We start from the raw sequence: 18,506 nt of genomic DNA, 5'->3' as shown, positions 1-18,506 counted from the left end.
CGAGCAATTGCAGCGGCAACTGCGGCTTTTTTCGGATCGTCGGTTTGCTCGGCAGGTGCGTCAGCTTCTTCCGCTTCGGTTGAGTCTGCTTGCTTCGCTTTGCGCGCTTTGGCTCGAGCAATTGCAGCGGCAACTGCGGCTTTTTTCGGATCGTCGGTTTGCTCGGCAGGTGCGTCAGCTTCTTCCGCTTCAGTTGAGTCTGCTTGCTTCGCTTTTCGTGCTTTGGCACGTGCAATCGCAGCAGCCACGGCGGCTTTTTTCGGATCGTCGGTTTGCTCAGTAGGTGCTTCAGCTTCTTCCGCTTCAGTTGAGTCTGCTTGCTTCGCTTTACGTGCTTTGGCACGTGCAATGGCAGCAGCAACCGCGGCTTTCTTCGGATCGCTGTCTTGCTGTGCAGACGTTTCCGATTCTACAGATTCAGTTGAATCTTCTTGTTGTGCTTTTTTCGCTTTAGCTCGGGCGATGGCGGCCGCAACTGCCGATTTTTTATCATCAGCGTTATTGTCTGGCGTTTCGCCTTGTTCTTTTTGCGCTTTACGTTCGCGAGCAAGACGTTTGCGTTCTTCGCGCAGTTTTGCCATTTCTGAGTTATCAGGTTCACTAGAGCCTGCTTTAGCTGCTGCAGCTTGTTTCGCCTTCGCTTTGGCAATGGCTGCCGCTACGGCGGGTTTTACTGCTGGCTCTGCTTTTTCTGTGGTTTCTGTCTTTTGAGCTTTCACTCGTGCGATCGCTGCTGCTATCGCATCATCGCTACCAGAAGACTTCATCTCTTTTCGGCGTTGATCGGCAGCTTTCTTGAAGCGATTTTCACGTTCTGCTTTTTCGCGTTCCATACGCGCTTTTTTCTCTTCAAAACGCAGTTTTGCTCGCTCTGCAGCTTCCGCTTCTTGTGTTCTAGTTCTAATTTCTGCTTTCGCTTGGCGGTAGTACTGTACGAGCGGAATTTCACTTGGACATACAAACGCACAAGCGCCGCACTCGATACAATCCTTTAAGTTTAATTCTTCGAGTTTGTCATACTCTTCAGCTTTTGCATGCCATTGCAGTTGTTGAGGCAGCAGCGAAGCAGGGCACGCTTCTGCACATTGGCTACAGCGAATACATTCCATCTCATACTGGTGCGGAGAGATCTCACGACGAGTCGGAGCAAGGATACAGTTTGCTGTCTTGGTAATCGGCACTTGGGAGTGAGGAAGGGTAAAGCCCATCATTGGCCCACCCATAATTAAACGCTGTAACTTCTTATCTGCTTTATAGCCAAACTCATCCAACAGTGCTTGTACTGGTGTCCCTAACAATGCCCAAACGTTGCGTGGTTGTTTGAAGGTTTTACCAGTGAGAGTCACGATGCGCTTTATCATCGGTTCACCGTCGATGACTGCGCGTTTTATAGCGTAAAGAGAACCAACATTCTGAACCAAAATACCAATATCGGCTGGAATCGCGCCACTTGGTACTTCTTTATTGGTTAAAATTTTGATCAGCTGTTTTTCACCGCCAGAAGGGTATTTAGTCGGGATAACGCGAATAACGATATCTTTGTTTATAGCCGCAGCTTCTAGCGCTTTGATTGCTTCTGGCTTGTTGTCTTCAATGCCAATAATCGTGAGCTTTGGTGTCAGGATATGTTCGACAATTTCGATACCTTGAATAAGCTCTTCGGCATGTTCTTGCATGAGCTTGTCATCAGACGTGATGTATGGCTCGCACTCTGCTGCATTAACGATAAGAATCTCGGTACGAGCAAAACCTGATTGGATTTTTTTTGCAGTAGGGAAGCCTGCGCCACCCATACCAGAAATACCAGCGAGACGAATAATATCAATCAGTGCGTCAGGGGTTTCTTGTTGGTAATCTGCGACGGGGTTTCTTTCACACCATGCATCTTTCCCATCAGGCGTGATGACTGCGCACAACTCACTTAACCCAGAAGGGTGCGCGACAGTTCGTGGCTCAATCGCGGTGAGCGTACCTGATGTTGGAGCATGCACTGGAACCGTAAAGCCGGTCTCCGATTGCGTTAATGGCTGACCTTTTAATACGTAGTCACCTTCGGCAACCAGTAGGTTACCCGCTTTACCAATGTGCTGTTTTAGCGGCAATACAATTTCTGACGGGATAGCCGCATGAGCGAGTTCAGTTTTGTTGGACTGCTTTTTATTTTCTGCCGGATGCACACCACCTGGGAAATCCCAAAGCGCGCCTGTACGAATTTGTTCAATCAAAGACAACATGTGAAACCTTACTTAATTGAATCTTTCACGTTCGCTGCATTGTCGGCAGCATCCGTAATGTTAAGTACTGGAATGGAGTGAAGTTGCCACTTCCAGCTTTCTGTGGTCGTTGCCACAGGAATCATTTCAATACAATCAGTCGGACATGGGGCAACACACAAGTCACAGCCCGTACATTCGTCTTTGATTACGGTATGGACCGCCTTTGTTCCGCCTACAATTGCATCCACCGGACACGCCTGAATACACTTAGTGCAGCCAATACACATGTCTTCATGAATAAACGCAACGGTTGGAATTTTGCTGTCGAGATCGTGCGCAGATTCTTCTGGCTCAACACCCATTAAGTCGGCGAGCTTTTCGATTGTTGCCTGGCCTCCAGGGGGACATTTGTTGATGTGGTCGCCATTTGCAATTGCTTCAGCATAAGGGCGGCAACCAGGGTAGCCACATTGACCGCATTGAGTTTGCGGTAAAATGGCGTCGATTTGATCCACAATAGGGTCCGCTTCAACTTTAAAGCGAATAGAAGCAAAACCAAGTATCGCGCCGAAAATCGCAGCCAGAACCGCTAACGCGATAATCGCAATTAAAATCGTACTCATCGCTTACTTCACCAAACCTGTAAAGCCCATAAAGGCGAGTGACATTAAACCTGCTGTAATCATTGCTATTGATGCACCTTTAAAAGGTACAGGAACGTCGGCGGCGGCTATGCGCTCTCGCATGGATGCAAAAAGTATCAACACCAATGAGAAACCAACAGCGGCGCCGAAGCCGTAGATGATCGATTCAATAAAGTTATGGTTTTCATTAATGTTAAGAAGTGCCACGCCCAATACTGCGCAGTTTGTTGTGATCAGCGGTAAGAAAATGCCAAGCAAGCGATAAAGCGTCGGGCTGGTTTTGTGCACAACCATTTCGGTGAACTGCACCACAACGGCTATCACCAAAATAAAACTCATGGTTCGAAGGTACTCAATACCCAGTGGACGAAGGATGTAGCTTTCAACTAAATACGCACACACTGACGCGAGCGTTAGCACAAAAGTTGTCGCTAAGCCCATACCTATTGCTGTTTCCAGTTTTTTGGACACGCCCATGAAAGGACATAGGCCCAAAAACTTCACCAGTACAAAGTTGTTCACCAGCACAGTGCCGACCAACAACAAAACATATTCGGTCATAGTTATTACGTTCTTAAAATCCGATCTTGATATTATCGTGTTTTGTGACACCAATAACAACCAGTGAACGATGTGGTTTTACATACACGATGGAAAAATAGTCGTCTATTTGATCTATTTTGATGAATCAATAAGAAATTGAATCGTTTGCTGAATGTATTGTTAGCGAGAGGATACTACCTATTAATTTTCATCTAATGTGTGATTTTAAAAAAAGCCCGCCTCTCCCAGGTAGAAAAGAGAGGCGGGCAATGCATATTTACAAGCTAATTATTTAAACTTTCTGAGTGCTTGATGGACTGTGTTTATATCTTATTCGTGAAGGTACGAGTGATGACGTCTTGCTGTTGCTCTGTCGTTAGAGAGTTAAAACGTACCGCATAACCAGACACTCGAATCGTCAACTGAGGGTATTTCTCTGGATGTTCAACCGCATCCAATAACATCTCTCGGTCTAGAACGTTGACGTTAAGGTGTTGACCACCTTCAATCGCAATGCCCTCGTTGCTTGCTTCGTGATGGAAGTAACCATCCATTAGCGCAGCTAGGTTCTTCTTCTGACTCAAGTCATCTTTACCCAATGCGCTCGGCACAATTGAGAAAGTGTAAGAAATACCATCTTTAGCGTAAGCAAACGGTAATTTAGAAACCGATGCCAGAGACGCAACCGCCCCTTTTTCATCACGACCGTGCATTGGGTTTGCACCCGGTCCAAAAGGCATACCTGCGAGACGGCCATCAGGTGTATTACCCGTTTTTTTACCGTAAACCACGTTAGATGTGATTGTTAAAATCGATTGAGTTGGCACTGCTTCGCGGTAGGTGTGCATCTTCTGAATTTTCTTCATGAAGCGCTCAACTAGATCACAAGCGATGTCATCAACACGGGCATCGTTGTTACCAAATTTTGGATAATCACCTTCGATTTCAAAATCAACGGCGATGCCATCTTCATCACGAACAGGTTTCACGGTCGCGTATTTAATTGCCGCCAAAGAGTCAGCGACAACAGACAGACCTGCAATACCACACGCCATCGTGCGGTGCACGTCGCGATCCATCAGTGCCATCAGTGATGCTTCGTAGCTGTAACGGTCATGTGAGTAATGGATGATGTTCAACGCTGTGACGTATTGCGTTGCTAGCCACTCCAACATATTGTCGAAACGAGGCATCAAAGCGTCAAAGTCGAGAATTTCATCTTGAACTTTGTCCACTACCGGACCCACTTGCGCTTTCGATTTTTCATCGATACCACCATTGATGGTGTAAAGCAGTGCTTTTGCAAGGTTGGCACGTGCACCAAAGAATTGCATGTGCTGACCAACAACCTGCGGGCTCACACAACAGGCAATCGCGTAGTCGTCATTGTCGAAATCAGGACGCATTAGATCGTCGTTTTCGTATTGAACCGAAGAGGTATCAATCGACACTTTTGCAGCATATTGTTTGAACGCTTCAGGTAATTGCTCTGACCAAAGAATCGTCATGTTTGGCTCAGGAGCAGGGCCCATAGTATGTAGAGTATGTAAGTACCGGAATGTCGTTTTAGATACTAGCGTACGGCCATCAACGCCCATACCAGCCATGGCTTCGGTTGCCCAGATTGGGTCGCCAGAGAACAATGAATCGTATTCTGGTGTGCGTAGGAAGCGAACCATGCGTAGCTTCATGATGAAGTGGTCAATCATTTCTTGCGCTTGTGATTCATCAATCAAATCGTTTGCGATATCGCGCTCTAGATAGACGTCTAGGAAAGTCGAAGTACGGCCCAGTGACATTGCTGCGCCGTTTTGCGATTTAACCGCCGCTAGGTAGCCAAAGTAGGTAAATTGGATCGCTTCTTGTGCTGTTTTTGCAGGTAGCGACATATCAATGCCGTATTTCAGACCCATTTGACGAATGTCTTCAAGTGCTTGAACTTGATCGGCTATTTCTTCGCGAAGACGAAGTGTTTTCTCAAGATCGTTGCCTTGTTCTAAGAACGTTTGTGTTGAATTGTATTGTTCTTTTTTGTCTGCTTTTAAGAAGTCGATACCGTATAGGGCGAGACGGCGATAGTCACCAATGATACGACCACGGCCATAAGCATCAGGAAGGCCCGTGATGATGCCGGATTTACGACAGGCTAGAATTTCTTTGGTGTAAAGGTCGAAACACGCTTTGTTGTGAGTTTTACGGTATTCAGTGAAGATTTTTTCAACCGTTGGATCCAATTCGCGGCCATAAACTTCGCACGAGTTTTTTACCATGCGAATCCCGCCATTGGCGATGATTGCACGTTTTAGCGGTTGATCAGTTTGTAAGCCAACGATCTTTTCCAGATCTTTGTTGATGTAGCCTGCATCGTGGGAAGTGATTGTTGAGGGCAAGTCTGTGTCAAAATCAATAGGGGCGTGTGTGCGGCTTTCTTGTTTTATGCCTTCAAGCACTTGGTTCCATAATGCTGAAGTGGATTTGCTAACCTCGGCTAAGAAAGACTCGTCTCCCTCATAGGGTGTATAGTTTTTTTGGATGAAGTCACGAGTGTTGACAGAGTTTTGCCATTCACCAGCAGTAAATCCAGCCCATGCATCTAGCATATCAGTTGTCGGAATAGTCATAAGTAAATCCCTAAGTTATTGATAATTAGAATGGAGGCGACGAGTAGGACGGAACCATTCTTAACCCTTTTAATCGTATGGATTTATTTGGTATGAGTAAAATGAATGCTTTTCATTTTTTCAATGATTAAATTGCATTAATAATAGATTCAATTGGTTATGATTGTTTTTTGCTAGAAAAGAGACAGAATTAAATGTGTGGTACTGTGAGAACACTATCTATGACAATGTTATGAGTTCTGTAATTTGAACTTATTTCGGTGTGATTTTATGACGCCTAGATTGGCTTAGATTTCATGGCGATTAAGATACAAAAAAGCCGTGTCTTGCGACACGGCTTTTCTATAATCTGGCTCCTCCTGCTGGGCTCGAACCAGCGACCTGCGGATTAACAGTCCGTCGCTCTACCAACTGAGCTAAGGAGGAATTGCTTTGCTTGAAAGCGGGACGAATCTTACCGAGCACTCAAACTACTGTCAACAGTAAAAAAATACATTTTTAGAAAAAAAAATATTGAGTTAAGGGCTTTACTTTTCTGTATGGCTTGCCAGTAAAGGCTCGAGGTTAGTTATCCACTAAATTTGTGGATAAGTATGTTGATGAGATCTGGGTAAAGAAAATTGATATGCAACTAAGTTTTTATTTAATGAATCTTTAGTCAGAGTTATGCGTAAAATAAGCAAATAAAACAGAGATTTATCGATGTTAATCAAAAGGTATTCAAAGTGGATAAAAATCAATCTTTTGGGGATAAGAAAGTTTTAAGCTAATTTTTGGGGAAAAGTTGTGGAAACTATAATGTGAAGAATGTGTGTAGCTCTTCAACTAGGGCGAAGTACTATATCAGAGTCACTTTTGTATGGCTATAGCATTCTAGACAAACAAGAAAATTTATTAACAATGATGGTTAAATTCTCGATAGACGTAGATTTCATTAGCTAAGGTGTATATATATACAGCCAAAGCGCAGTAAAATTGAGGAAGGGTATGAGTAAAGTCTATGAATTGGTCTCCGATTATCAGCCGTCGGGCGATCAACCAGGAGCGATCAATCAGTTGCTTGAGGGGCTCGATGCTGGGCTAGCACATCAAACCTTGTTGGGGGTCACAGGCTCAGGTAAAACCTTCACACTAGCGAATGTGATTGCTCAAGCCCAACGACCTGCAATATTACTTGCGCCAAACAAAACGCTTGCTGCTCAGTTATATGGTGAGATGAAGTCATTCTTTCCTAATAATGCGGTTGAGTATTTTGTTTCTTACTACGATTACTACCAACCTGAAGCATACGTTCCCACAACAGATACTTTCATTGAAAAGGACGCTTCGGTTAACGCCCACATTGAGCAAATGCGACTGTCTGCCACTAAAGCTTTATTGGAACGGAAAGACGCTATTATAGTTGCTTCGGTTTCAGCTATCTATGGTTTGGGTGATCCGGAATCCTACTTACAAATGATGCTTCATTTGCGACGTGGAGATGTGATTGATCAGCGTGATATGCTTCGTCGCCTAGCGGAGCTCCAATACTCGCGCAATGATGTTGCTTTTGAGCGAGGGCAGTTCCGTGTCCGTGGCGAGGTGATTGATATATTCCCTGCTGAATCAGACCAAGACGCTGTGCGCGTTGAGATGTTTGACGATGAGGTGGATTGCATCAGTGTGTTCGATCCATTGACAGGCGTGGTGAAACAACGAGACTTGCCGCGCTATACCATCTATCCCAAGACGCACTATGTCACGCCAAGAGATCGCATTCTTGAAGCGATTGAAAATATTAAAGTCGAACTAGAAGTGCGCAAAAAGCAGCTTCTAGATAACAACAAGCTACTGGAAGAGCAGCGAATTAGCCAGCGCACTCAATTCGATATCGAAATGATGAATGAGTTGGGCTTTTGCTCCGGTATCGAAAACTATTCTCGTTATCTCAGTGGACGCTCGGAAGGTGAGCCGCCACCAACCCTGTTTGACTACTTACCTCATGATGGCTTGTTGATCATCGATGAATCTCACGTGACAGTACCGCAGATAGGTGCCATGTATAAAGGCGACCGTTCGCGTAAAGAAACGCTGGTGGAGTTTGGTTTCCGGTTACCTTCAGCTTTGGATAATCGTCCACTGAAGTTTGAGGAGTTTGAAGCACTAGCGCCACAAACGATTTTCGTCTCTGCTACGCCTGGAAATTACGAACTAGAAAAATCGGCGGGTGATGTAGCGGATCAAGTCGTTCGTCCAACAGGCTTGCTTGACCCTGAGTTGGAAGTTCGCCCAGTAGCGACCCAAGTCGACGACCTATTGTCTGAGATCCGTATTCGCGCAGCTAAAGATGAACGAGTTCTGGTTACAACACTGACCAAACGAATGGCTGAAGATCTCACCGAATACCTTCACGAACATGATGTTAAGGTACGTTATTTACACTCAGACATTGATACTGTTGAGCGTGTGGAAATTATCCGTGACCTTCGTCTTGGGGAATTTGACGTGCTGGTGGGAATAAACTTATTGAGAGAGGGCCTGGATATGCCAGAGGTCTCGTTAGTTGCAATTTTGGATGCGGATAAAGAGGGCTTCTTGCGGTCTGAACGCTCACTCATTCAGACCATTGGTCGTGCTGCGCGAAACATCGAAGGTAAGGCGATTCTATACGCTGACCGAATCACCAACTCAATGAAAAAGGCGATGGATGAAACTAACCGTCGTCGCGAGAAGCAGGAAGCGTACAACGAAGAAATGGGTATTTCGCCACAAGCGCTCAAACGAAATATCAAAGACATCATGGAACTTGGCGATATCACTAAGTCTAAACGCCAGCGTAACACTAAACAGGTACCATTATCGAAAGTGGCGGAGCCTTCGCAAACTTACGAGGCACTGTCCCCTCAGCAGCTAGAAAAAGAAATCAGTCGACTGGAGGCAGCGATGTATCAGCATGCGCAAGATTTAGAATTTGAGTTAGCGGCACAAAAGCGTGACGAGATTGAAAAACTACGAGCGCAGTTCATCGCAAATAGTTGAACAAACTTACCGATTTAACTATCCAAGCATTTTAGGTCGCTTGTAAAAAAAAGAAGCCAATAGGCAGTCGGGTCTATTGGCTTGTTTTGTGAACATATCGTTCACTAACAACGTCAGTTGGCTAGGTGACCCGAGGGGTCACTATTGTTACAGCATGGTTTGTGCCACTTTTTAAATAATTGATATTATTTTTGAATTTTTTCCTTTGCCCATAATTTAGCTAATGTTATTTGCAAAATGCAAAGCGTAATGCGATTATTGTTTAAAACACAACAAAATAATAGCTAGGTTATGCAACAAAAACCCGAAGGCCCAAAGTCTCGTTACCTTTTAATGGTCGAGGACACCGCATCTGTTGCGGCTCTGTACCGCTCATACCTGACACCGCTTGGCATAGATATCAATATTGTCGGCACAGGTAGAGATGCCATTGAGAGCCTAAATCATCGAATTCCAGATCTTATTTTACTCGATCTCCGTCTGCCAGATATGACGGGGATGGACGTTTTACATGCCGTTAAAAAGAGTCATCCCGACGTACCTATAATCTTTATGACAGCGCATGGTTCTATCGATACCGCTGTCGAGGCCATGCGTCATGGCTCACAAGACTTTCTAATTAAACCGTGTGAAGCAGACCGTTTACGTGTCACGGTTAACAATGCAATTCGTAAAGCGACCAAGCTAAAAAATGAAGCCGATAATCCAGGCAATCAGAGCTATCAGGGGTTTATCGGCAGTAGCCAAACCATGCAGCAGGTTTACCGTACGATAGATTCAGCGGCGAGCAGTAAAGCGAGTATTTTTATCACAGGTGAAAGTGGTACTGGTAAAGAGGTATGTGCTGAGGCTATTCACGCAGCAAGTAAACGTGGTGACAAACCTTTTATTGCAATTAACTGTGCTGCAATTCCAAAAGATTTGATTGAGAGTGAACTGTTTGGTCACGTAAAAGGGGCCTTTACTGGCGCTGCGAATGATCGTCAAGGGGCAGCTGAGTTAGCGGATGGCGGCACACTTTTTCTAGATGAGCTTTGTGAGATGGACTTGGATTTACAAACCAAGTTGCTACGATTTATTCAAACGGGCACATTCCAAAAAGTGGGTTCCTCAAAAATGAAGAGCGTGGATGTGCGCTTTGTTTGTGCCACTAACCGTGATCCCTGGAAAGAGGTACAAGAAGGTCGATTCCGTGAAGATTTGTACTATCGTTTGTATGTCATTCCTTTGCATTTACCGCCTTTACGCGAACGAGGCGAAGATGTTATTGAAATTGCATACTCACTGCTAGGTTACATGTCACACGAAGAAGGAAAAAGCTTCATACGTTTTGCGCCTGATGTCATCGAGCGATTCAACAGCTATGAGTGGCCGGGTAACGTTCGTCAGTTACAAAACGTGCTACGCAATATCGTTGTTCTAAACAACGGTAAAGAGATTACGTTGGACATGTTACCGCCACCGTTGAATCAACCGCTTGACCGTCCGTCGTCTGTGGCTAAATTAATTGAGCCGAAAGCGATGACCGCATCTGAGATTATGCCATTATGGATGACGGAAAAAATGGCAATCGAGCAAGCGATTGAAGCATGTGATGGCAATATTCCTCGAGCGGCGGGATACCTTGATGTCAGTCCGTCGACGATTTACCGCAAGTTACAGGCATGGAACGGCAAGGAAGAGCGGCAAAAAGTATGAGTGTAAATGTATTAAATCAGCAAAAAATAGATGAACTGTCGATGGAAATTGGCAGTGACAACGTACCTGTACTGTTCGATATCTTCCTAGGAGAAATGGATACCTATATCGAGAACTTATCCCAACTGCAGGGGGCAGAGCGATTAGCTTACTCAAAAGAAATCAGCCACGCGTTGAAAAGTAGTGCTGCGAGCTTTGGGGCAGATCGCCTTTGTGAACTGGCGATGTCCATAGACAAAAAAGCGAAAGCCGGTGAGTTGACTGCGGAGTCTGAGGAGTTAGAGGTTATGTTCGATCTTTTGCACGAAACTCGAGATGCTTATCGCTCTTGGCGACAGTAACTATTTATTCCTATTAACCATTTTTTCTTAGTAAACATCTGTTCTTACTGGATGCCTGAACTAAAACCCTTCGATGACAGAAGGGTTTTCATTATCAATAAACACCTTAAAAGAGGGCGCTAGCCAGGTAACGTGCTCTTAAATAGAAAGTTGTAGCTGATTTTCAATCGCTAGTTTGAGCTTGTTTCTATCGTGACGCCAGTCTCGGTTAGAGGAGGCGAGTGACTCCGTCACTACATTCCATTGACTTAAGACGTCTTGCTCGGTTTTCTCTGCTAGAACCACGTCTATTTTTCTTCCTTGACAGGCACGTTCACACCATTCTAATTTTTGAGCCATCGTCATTCGTCCCGCTGGGCCGTATTCTGGACTCAGGTTAGCAACAAAAATGACTTTTGCTTTTGTGTTTGCTGCAATCGCTTTGCCGAGTTCAGGCAGCAATAAAGGAGGCATGATACTAGTTAAAAAACTGCCAGGGCCAAGAATAATCGCGTCCGCTTCCGCCAAAGCTGTGATGGCTTCTTTGGTAGCAGGCACTTCTGGTGAAAGATCCAAACGTCGCAAGTCTGCTTTCATTTCGTCGACATTTGTTTCTCCCGTAACCCACTTCCCATCTACGGATAACGCGGAAAGATCCGAAGGGTGTTCGGACATAGGAAGGATGTTAACGTCGACTTTTAACATATTGCGAATCAGATTAATGGCATCTAAAGGTCTGACCGATAAGTTATCGAGTGCAGTAAGCATCAAATTACCAAGATTATGACCATCAAGTTCGCCAGTGCCTTTGAAGCGATATTCAAACATCATAGAACTGATCGAAGGCTCTGTAATGAGCTGATTAATACAGTTACGTGTGTCTCCCCAAGCGATTCCTCCTTGGCAGTGACGAATTCTTCCTGTTGAACCACCATTGTCAGTCGTGGCAACAATCCCAGTTGCATTGCTGCCAAAATCTCGTAATGCGGCCAGCATTCGACCTAAGCCATGACCACCGCCAACAGCGACCACTTTTTTATCTGTGTAGATATTCATTATGTTCTTCTAATAATCTAATAAAAAACGGCTACAATTTATCTTAAGGAGTGTCTTAAAGGTACTCACTTAGCGGTAAATTGTGTCTCTAGAGAGTTTTTTATCACTCAAGTCTGGATTCCATTACAAATATTAAGTATTTTACACCGCAAAGCTATCAGAGATTTCATATCTCTGGTTGCCATAACTCCGAGCTCACTATTGCTAAGTCCTTGGATAAGCGTTTTGAGCCAGTGGCATACTGTCACAAGGGCATGATTGGAAATGGCCATGCCTCCCGTGTTTGGAAAGGTGTTCCGTGGCGCAACAATTCGAAGACAAATTTCATCGTAAGTTTTATTACTTGCGTCTGTCTGTGACCGACGTATGTAATTTCAAATGTACCTATTGCCTTCCTGATGGCTATAAGCCTTCGGGCAATAAAAACTCGTCTTTTTTATCTCTCCCTGAAATCAAACGGGTCGTAAAAGCATTCGCTGATTGTGGCACGTCAAAAGTGCGCATCACTGGTGGTGAGCCTAGCTTACGCAAAGATTTTACCGACATTATCCATTCAGTAGCGGCGACGCCTGGCATTCAAAAAGTTGCAACGACAACCAATGGCTATCGCATGGCAAAACAAGTCGCAGATTGGCGTGAAGCGGGTTTAACCCACATTAATGTCAGTGTGGATAGCCTTGACCCGCGTATGTTTCATCAAATCACAGGTGAAAATAAGTTTACTGAAGTCATGAATGGTATCGAACGTGCGTTCGAGGTCGGTTATGAGCAAGTAAAAGTTAATGTGGTGTTGATGAAAGATCTGAACCATCACGAGCTGCCAGCGTTTCTTAACTGGATAAAAGATCGTCCAATCCAACTGCGTTTCATTGAGTTGATGCAAACGGGTGAGATGGATGAGCTATTTAATAAGCACCATGTATCCGGAGTGGCAATTCGTAACCAGCTAATTGCAAATGGTTGGTTGCTGAAAGTGCGCTCGCATAATGATGGCCCTGCGCAAGTATTTGTTCATCCTGATTACAAGGGTGAAATAGGTCTTATCATGCCTTATGAAAAAGACTTTTGTGAAAGCTGCAACCGACTGCGCGTTTCTGCGATGGGTAAGCTGCACCTATGTCTGTTTGGAGACCACGGTGTAGAATTGCGTGATCTTTTGGAACGTGATGAGCAAGAGAGTGAGCTTATTGAACGTATCCAGGCGCAGTTACAAACCAAGTCGGTAAGCCATTTCTTGCATGATGGCAATACTGGTATGACGCCACACCTCGCGTCTATCGGCGGCTAACTTCATTCAATTTTTAGAGCGAGTTCACTGATAAGCTGGCTCTAACTTTTTCCGAATCGATACCAAGCGTATCAAAGCTAATTAAGAGAATAGGTGAACAAATGGGTCACGCTGAAAGCAAATTCCAACCTGCAAATATTGCCGTTCTAACGGTATCTGACACTCGTACTGAAGAAAACGATACCTCTGGTCGTTACCTAGCTGAGCATGCTCAAGAAGCGGGTCACAACGTAGTAGACAAGCAAATTGTTATTGATGACATGTACAAGATCCGCGCGATTGTTTCTCAATGGATTGCTGATGAAAGCGTACAAGCGATCATGATTACTGGCGGTACAGGTTTCACCTCACGTGATAGCACGCCAGAAGCACTTAAGCCTCTATTTGATAAAGAAGTTGAAGGTTTTGGTGAGTTGTTCCGTATGGTGTCGTACGAAGAGATCGGTACGTCTACGATTCAGTCTCGTGCGATTGCTGGTTTTGCTAACCACACCGTGATCTTCGCAATGCCAGGTTCAACTGGTGCGTGCCGCACAGGCTGGACAAAAATTATTAAACAGCAGTTGGATGCAAGTCATCGCCCTTGTAACTTCATGCCACACCTATCTGTATAACCTTTCCTAAAAGCGAAGGAAAAACAATGACCCAATTTACACATATCAATGCTTCTGGCGAAGCAAACATGGTTGACGTGTCAGCAAAAACGGAGACGGTTCGTGAAGCTCGTGCTGAAGCATTTGTTCACATGGCCCCAGAAACACTTCAACTGATTGTCTCTGGCCAGCACCACAAAGGTGATGTATTTGCGACGGCTCGTATTGCTGGTATTCAAGCTGCGAAGAAAACCTGGGATTTGATTCCACTTTGTCATCCGCTACTACTCTCTAAAGTTGAAGTTCAACTGGAAGCTATCGAAGCAGAAAACAAAGTTCGCATCGAATCAGTATGTAAACTTGCGGGTAAAACTGGTGTGGAAATGGAAGCGCTCACGGCAGCTTCCGTTGCTGCTCTAACGATTTACGATATGTGTAAAGCAGTACAAAAAGACATGGTCATTGGTCAAGTTCGTCTACTAGAGAAAACGGGTGGTAAATCTGGTCACTTTAAGGTGGAATCATGATTAAAGTACTTTTCTTTGCTCAAACTCGCGAGCTGATTGGCATCGACAGTGTCGAGTTAGACGGGCCGTTTGAAACGGTTGAATCAATTCGTTCACATCTAGTGGAAGAAGGCACTAAGAAAGATGGCAAGTGGGATTTAGCGCTCGAGCCAGGAAAGCTACTTGCTGCAGTGAACCAATCCATCGTCCCTCTGGATACACAAGTAAAAGCAGGTGACGAAGTTGCGTTTTTCCCGCCGGTAACTGGGGGTTAAGATGGATTCTCGTGTTTCTGTACAAATTGAAGACTTTTCGGTTGAGCAAGAATATCAACGTCTATCTGAAGGGACGGCTGCCGGCGCTGTCGTTACATTCGTTGGTAAAGTTCGAGATATGAACCTTGGGGATAATGTCATTGGTTTACATCTAGAGCACTATCCGGGGATGACAGAGAAGAGCTTGAGCGACATTTGCGATCAAGCTGAGTCTCGCTGGCCACTATTAGGTGTACGCGTGATTCATCGTGTCGGAGACATGGATAGCGGTGATCAAATTGTATTTGTGGGCGTTTCCAGTGCGCACCGCGGCGCGGCATTTGATGCGTGCGAGTTCATCATGGATTATCTGAAAACCCAAGCACCATTTTGGAAAAAAGAGCGTACGACGAATGAAGATCGTTGGATTGAGTCGCGCGACACCGATCATCAAGCTGCACAGCGTTGGGAAAAATAGAACTAACCCGCATTCTAGTGAAAAAAGCTAAGTGCTAATGGCACTTAGCTTTTTTTGTATTTATCTTCATTGTATTGCTCACTTTGTTTCAATATTTCCTATCTTTTGTCTGGTGATATTCTTCACAATAAAAGTTTTTTGCCCAATATATAAACAATTATTTGTTAGACTTGATTTGTCATAAATGTTAAATGATGTGTAAATATCTAGCATAAGATGCTAGTAAATGGTTTAAACTCAGATTAATCGAAAGTTTCGCCTGTTAAATGTCGCTTCTGGTCTTTATTTGGCTGGTGAATGCTTTGGGGTTAGAGTTTACTGCTAGATATGTGTGGTTTAGTCAGCATTATTGGTTTTTTTGCTACATTTTTATGGCAAATTACTTCAATGATTGCTAATGTGTGCCGCAGTCTTTGTAAGGTTTTAGACTTTTGTGCTCAGAAAGTGCACTAAAAAAATCTAAAACTCTGACCGTTCCAGGCCCTTACAAAGAAGTCATGGATGCTAACGAAAAAATTTGGAGTTTTACGCATGTATAAGAATAAAATCACGCGCGCTTTATTTATTGGTGCTGGTCTTTCTCTCGCTCTAGCTGGTTGTGGTGAAAAGCCTGCGGAGAAACAAGCTGCTGAGCCTGCTCCGGCTCCAGCCCCTGAAGCTAAATCTGATTCTAAAGAGCCAAAACTTGCTGCTGTTCAAGAATTGGTGCGTGGTAACGGTACAGAAGTTGCGACAATAGACCCTCATAAATCTCAAGGTGTTCCAGAATCCCACGTGATTCGCGATCTTCTTGAAGGCCTTGTAAACCAAGATGCGGACGGTAACACTATCCCTGGTGTTGCAGAATCTTGGGAAACTGAAGACAACAAAACATACACTTTCCACTTACGTGAAGACGCAAAATGGTCAAACGGTGATCCTGTCACTGCAGGTGATTTCGTTTACAGCTTCCAACGTGCAGTCGATCCAGCAACCGCCTCTCCATATGCTTGGTACATGGAATACACCAAGATGAAGAACGCAAAAGACATTGTTGCGGGTAAAAAAGATAAGAGCGAGTTAGGTGTTAAAGCGGTTGACGATCACACGTTAGTGGTTGAGTTAGATACTGCAGTACCATATTTTGTAATGATGATGGGCCACACGACAGTGAAACCTGTTCATCAAGCAACTGTTGAAAAGTTCGGCGATCAATGGACGAAGCCAGAGAACTTTGTAGGTAACGGTGCTTATGTTGTTGACAACTGGGTTGTAAACGAGCGTTTGGTTCTAAAACGTAACGAACAGTACTGGGACAACGAAAACACGACGCTTGACCAAGTCACTTTCTTACCAATCGAGAACCAAGTAGCGGAAATGAACCGCTTCCTAGCGGGTGAAATCGACTTCACGAACGAGCTGCCTACAGAGCACTTCAAGCGTCTGAAGAAAGAGCACCCACAAGAAGTGTCTGTAACCGGTAACTTATGTACTTACTACTACATCTTCAATACGAAGAAAAAGCCGTTTGATGATGTTCGTGTGCGTAAAGCGATTTCTTATGCGATTGACCGTAACATTGTGACTGATGCGATTTTAGGTCAAGGTCAAAAGCCAGCTTACTTCCTAACACCTGAAATTACGGCAGGTTTCAACCCAGAAATTCCTGCATACGGCAAAATGACGCAAGAAGAGCGTAACGCAGAAGCTGCGCGTCTATTGGAAGAAGCGGGTTACGGCGCAGACAACCCTCTTGAATTTAACCTTCTATACAATACATCAGAGAACCACAAGAAACTTGCGGTTGCACTGGGTTCAATGTGGAAGAAGACACTTGGTCTAGACGTTACGCTAGAAAACCAAGAGTGGAAAACTTACCTATCTACCAAAGATTCTGGCAACTTTGAGGTTGCTCGTGCAGGTTGGTGTGGCGACTACAACGAAGCTTCATCTTTCCTAACGCTGATGATGAGTAATAACACTACTGGTGGTATTCACTACGACAGCAAAGAGTACGATGCGATCATGAACAAAGCATTTGCTTCAACTTCTGACGAAGAGCGCCAAGCACTTTACCTAGAAGCAGAGAAGTTGATGGCAAAAGATATGCCAATCGCACCTATCTACCAGTACGTGAAATCACGTCTACTATCACCGAAAGTTGGTGGCTTCCCAGTAAATAACGCGGAAGACAAGATTTACTCTAAAGATCTCTACATCACAGAGTAATTCGTAACTCGATAGAACTATAAAAATGAGGCCCTACATGTGAGAAATTGCATGTAGCGCCTATCTTTAGTCCAAAAGAATTGGACGACTTCTTTAATTTAACTGTCACAGACTGAAAGAGTGAGTTTATGCTTAAATTCATCGCAAAAAGGATATTTGAGGCGATCCCAACAATGTTGGTTTTGATCACCGTATCTTTCTTTCTTATGCGCTTTGCACCGGGAAACCCTTTCTCGACAGAGCGTCCATTGCCACCCGAAGTAATGGCAAATATCGAAGCTAAATATGGCTTGGATAAACCTGTATTTGAACAATACACCACGTATTTGACCAATGTTATCCAAGGTGATTTCGGACCGTCATTTAAATACCTTGATTACTCAGTAAACGAGCTGATCGCGGTTGCCTTACCAGTTTCGGCTAAAGTGGGCTTCATCGCCTTTATCTTTACTTTGATAATGGGGGTTACCGTCGGTACCATTGCTGCGCTCAAGCAAAATACTTGGATTGATTACACCATTATGTCGACTGCGATGCTTGGTGTCGTAATGCCATCCTTTGTATTAGCGCCTGCGCTTATCTACATATTCTCGCTTCATTGGAATATCTTCCCTGCGGGCGGTTGGCAAGATGGTAGCTGGCAGTATTTAGTGCTTCCTGTTATTGGTATGTCGCTACTGTATGTTGCTACCTTTGCTCGTATCACGCGTGGTTCGATGATCGAAACCCTAAACAGTAACTTTATTCGTACGGCACGTGCTAAAGGTCTAAGTTACCGTTATATCATTATCAAACACGCTCTTAAGCCGGCACTTCTCCCTGTTGTTTCTTACATGGGCCCAGCTTTCGTAGGTATCATCACCGGTTCCGTTGTTATCGAAACCATTTTTGGTCTGCCTGGTATTGGTAAACTATTCGTTAACGCTGCGTTTAACCGTGACTACTCGCTAGTAATGGGGGTAACCATTCTGATTGGTTTCCTATTCATTCTATTCAACGCGATTGTAGATATTTTACTTGCAATGATTGACCCGAAAATTCGCTACTAACAGGGACGTTTGGT

General features: G+C 44.5%; 15 protein-coding genes, 1 tRNA gene and 1 riboswitch. Of the genes, 10 read left to right on the top strand and 6 right to left on the bottom strand.

The genetic code is table 11. From position 1 onward, the window contains the following. The 5 genes from rsxC to R7Z41_RS06395 form a co-directional block, all read right to left on the bottom strand. Positions 1-2,234: electron transport complex subunit RsxC (rsxC, locus tag R7Z41_RS06415; RefSeq protein ID WP_318082640.1), on the bottom strand; the 2,234-nt coding region annotated here is incomplete at its 3' end. 8 nt (positions 2,235-2,242) lie between these two features. Continuing rightward, positions 2,243-2,839 (bottom strand): electron transport complex subunit RsxB, encoded by a 597-nt coding sequence (gene rsxB, locus R7Z41_RS06410; RefSeq protein ID WP_005380760.1) that lies wholly within the window; start codon positions 2,837-2,839, stop codon positions 2,243-2,245. Between the two features lie 3 nt (positions 2,840-2,842). After that, entirely contained in the window at positions 2,843-3,421 is a 579-nt protein-coding gene (rsxA, locus tag R7Z41_RS06405; RefSeq protein ID WP_005380762.1) for an electron transport complex subunit RsxA, read from the bottom strand. A gap of 305 nt (positions 3,422-3,726) precedes the next feature. Continuing rightward, positions 3,727-6,024 carry a formate C-acetyltransferase gene (gene pflB, locus R7Z41_RS06400; RefSeq protein WP_213896703.1) on the bottom strand — a complete coding sequence of 766 codons (2,298 nt, stop codon included), beginning with the start codon at positions 6,022-6,024 and terminating at the stop codon, positions 3,727-3,729. Positions 6,025-6,374: 350 nt separating this feature from the next. Further along, positions 6,375-6,450: transfer RNA gene (locus R7Z41_RS06395), tRNA-Asn, on the bottom strand. Between the two features lie 561 nt (positions 6,451-7,011). Between R7Z41_RS06395 and uvrB the strand changes: the two genes are divergently transcribed. The 3 genes from uvrB to luxU all read left to right on the top strand — a co-directional run bounded on the left by uvrB (position 7,012) and on the right by luxU (position 11,081). After that, positions 7,012-9,042 carry an excinuclease ABC subunit UvrB gene (uvrB, locus tag R7Z41_RS06390; RefSeq protein ID WP_017636056.1) on the top strand — a complete coding sequence of 677 codons (2,031 nt, stop codon included), beginning with the start codon at positions 7,012-7,014 and terminating at the stop codon, positions 9,040-9,042. 291 nt (positions 9,043-9,333) lie between these two features. Then, positions 9,334-10,740 (top strand): quorum-sensing sigma-54 dependent transcriptional regulator LuxO, encoded by a 1,407-nt coding sequence (luxO, locus tag R7Z41_RS06385; RefSeq protein WP_005380768.1) that lies wholly within the window; start codon positions 9,334-9,336, stop codon positions 10,738-10,740. Further along, positions 10,737-11,081 (top strand): quorum-sensing phosphorelay protein LuxU, encoded by a 345-nt coding sequence (gene luxU / locus R7Z41_RS06380; RefSeq protein ID WP_054576229.1) that lies wholly within the window; start codon positions 10,737-10,739, stop codon positions 11,079-11,081. The genes luxO and luxU overlap by 4 nt, the downstream gene beginning before the upstream one ends. 138 nt (positions 11,082-11,219) lie before the next feature. Here luxU and R7Z41_RS06375 read toward each other — a convergent pair whose 3' ends face one another. After that, positions 11,220-12,116: a YvcK family protein gene (locus tag R7Z41_RS06375; protein ID WP_005388931.1), complete on the bottom strand. Its 897-nt coding sequence runs from the start codon at positions 12,114-12,116 to the stop codon at positions 11,220-11,222. Between the two features lie 175 nt (positions 12,117-12,291). After that, a riboswitch (molybdenum cofactor riboswitch) is annotated at positions 12,292-12,426 on the top strand. Between R7Z41_RS06375 and moaA the strand changes: the two genes are divergently transcribed. From moaA to oppB, 7 genes are all read left to right on the top strand, one after another. Beyond that, on the top strand, positions 12,415-13,404 hold the full coding sequence (gene moaA / locus R7Z41_RS06370; RefSeq protein WP_017636052.1) for a GTP 3',8-cyclase MoaA: 990 nt from the start codon (positions 12,415-12,417) through the stop codon (positions 13,402-13,404). (Overlaps the previous riboswitch by 12 nt.) Before the next feature lie 101 nt (positions 13,405-13,505). Beyond that, entirely contained in the window at positions 13,506-14,018 is a 513-nt protein-coding gene (moaB, locus tag R7Z41_RS06365; RefSeq protein ID WP_005388935.1) for a molybdenum cofactor biosynthesis protein B, read from the top strand. Positions 14,019-14,044: 26 nt separating this feature from the next. Then, on the top strand, positions 14,045-14,524 hold the full coding sequence (gene moaC, locus R7Z41_RS06360) for a cyclic pyranopterin monophosphate synthase MoaC (protein ID WP_005380779.1): 480 nt from the start codon (positions 14,045-14,047) through the stop codon (positions 14,522-14,524). After that, positions 14,521-14,778: a molybdopterin synthase sulfur carrier subunit gene (moaD, locus tag R7Z41_RS06355; RefSeq protein ID WP_170890430.1), complete on the top strand. Its 258-nt coding sequence runs from the start codon at positions 14,521-14,523 to the stop codon at positions 14,776-14,778. Before moaC ends, moaD begins: the two co-directional genes overlap by 4 nt. A gap of 1 nt (position 14,779) precedes the next feature. After that, the gene (moaE, locus tag R7Z41_RS06350; RefSeq protein WP_005380781.1) at positions 14,780-15,235 is read left to right on the top strand and encodes a molybdopterin synthase catalytic subunit MoaE; all 456 of its coding nucleotides are present in this window, start codon (positions 14,780-14,782) and stop codon (positions 15,233-15,235) included. Between the two features lie 531 nt (positions 15,236-15,766). Next, positions 15,767-17,443: an ABC transporter substrate-binding protein gene (locus tag R7Z41_RS06345; RefSeq protein WP_017633862.1), complete on the top strand. Its 1,677-nt coding sequence runs from the start codon at positions 15,767-15,769 to the stop codon at positions 17,441-17,443. A gap of 128 nt (positions 17,444-17,571) precedes the next feature. Further along, the gene (oppB, locus tag R7Z41_RS06340) at positions 17,572-18,492 is read left to right on the top strand and encodes an oligopeptide ABC transporter permease OppB (protein WP_005380786.1); all 921 of its coding nucleotides are present in this window, start codon (positions 17,572-17,574) and stop codon (positions 18,490-18,492) included. Positions 18,493-18,506: the final 14 nt, after the last annotated feature.

The sequence above is a fragment of the Vibrio sp. 1457 genome (assembly GCF_033340195.1).
Lineage (GTDB): Bacteria > Pseudomonadota > Gammaproteobacteria > Enterobacterales > Vibrionaceae > Vibrio > Vibrio alginolyticus.
This window is presented reverse-complemented; position numbering and strand designations above follow the sequence as displayed.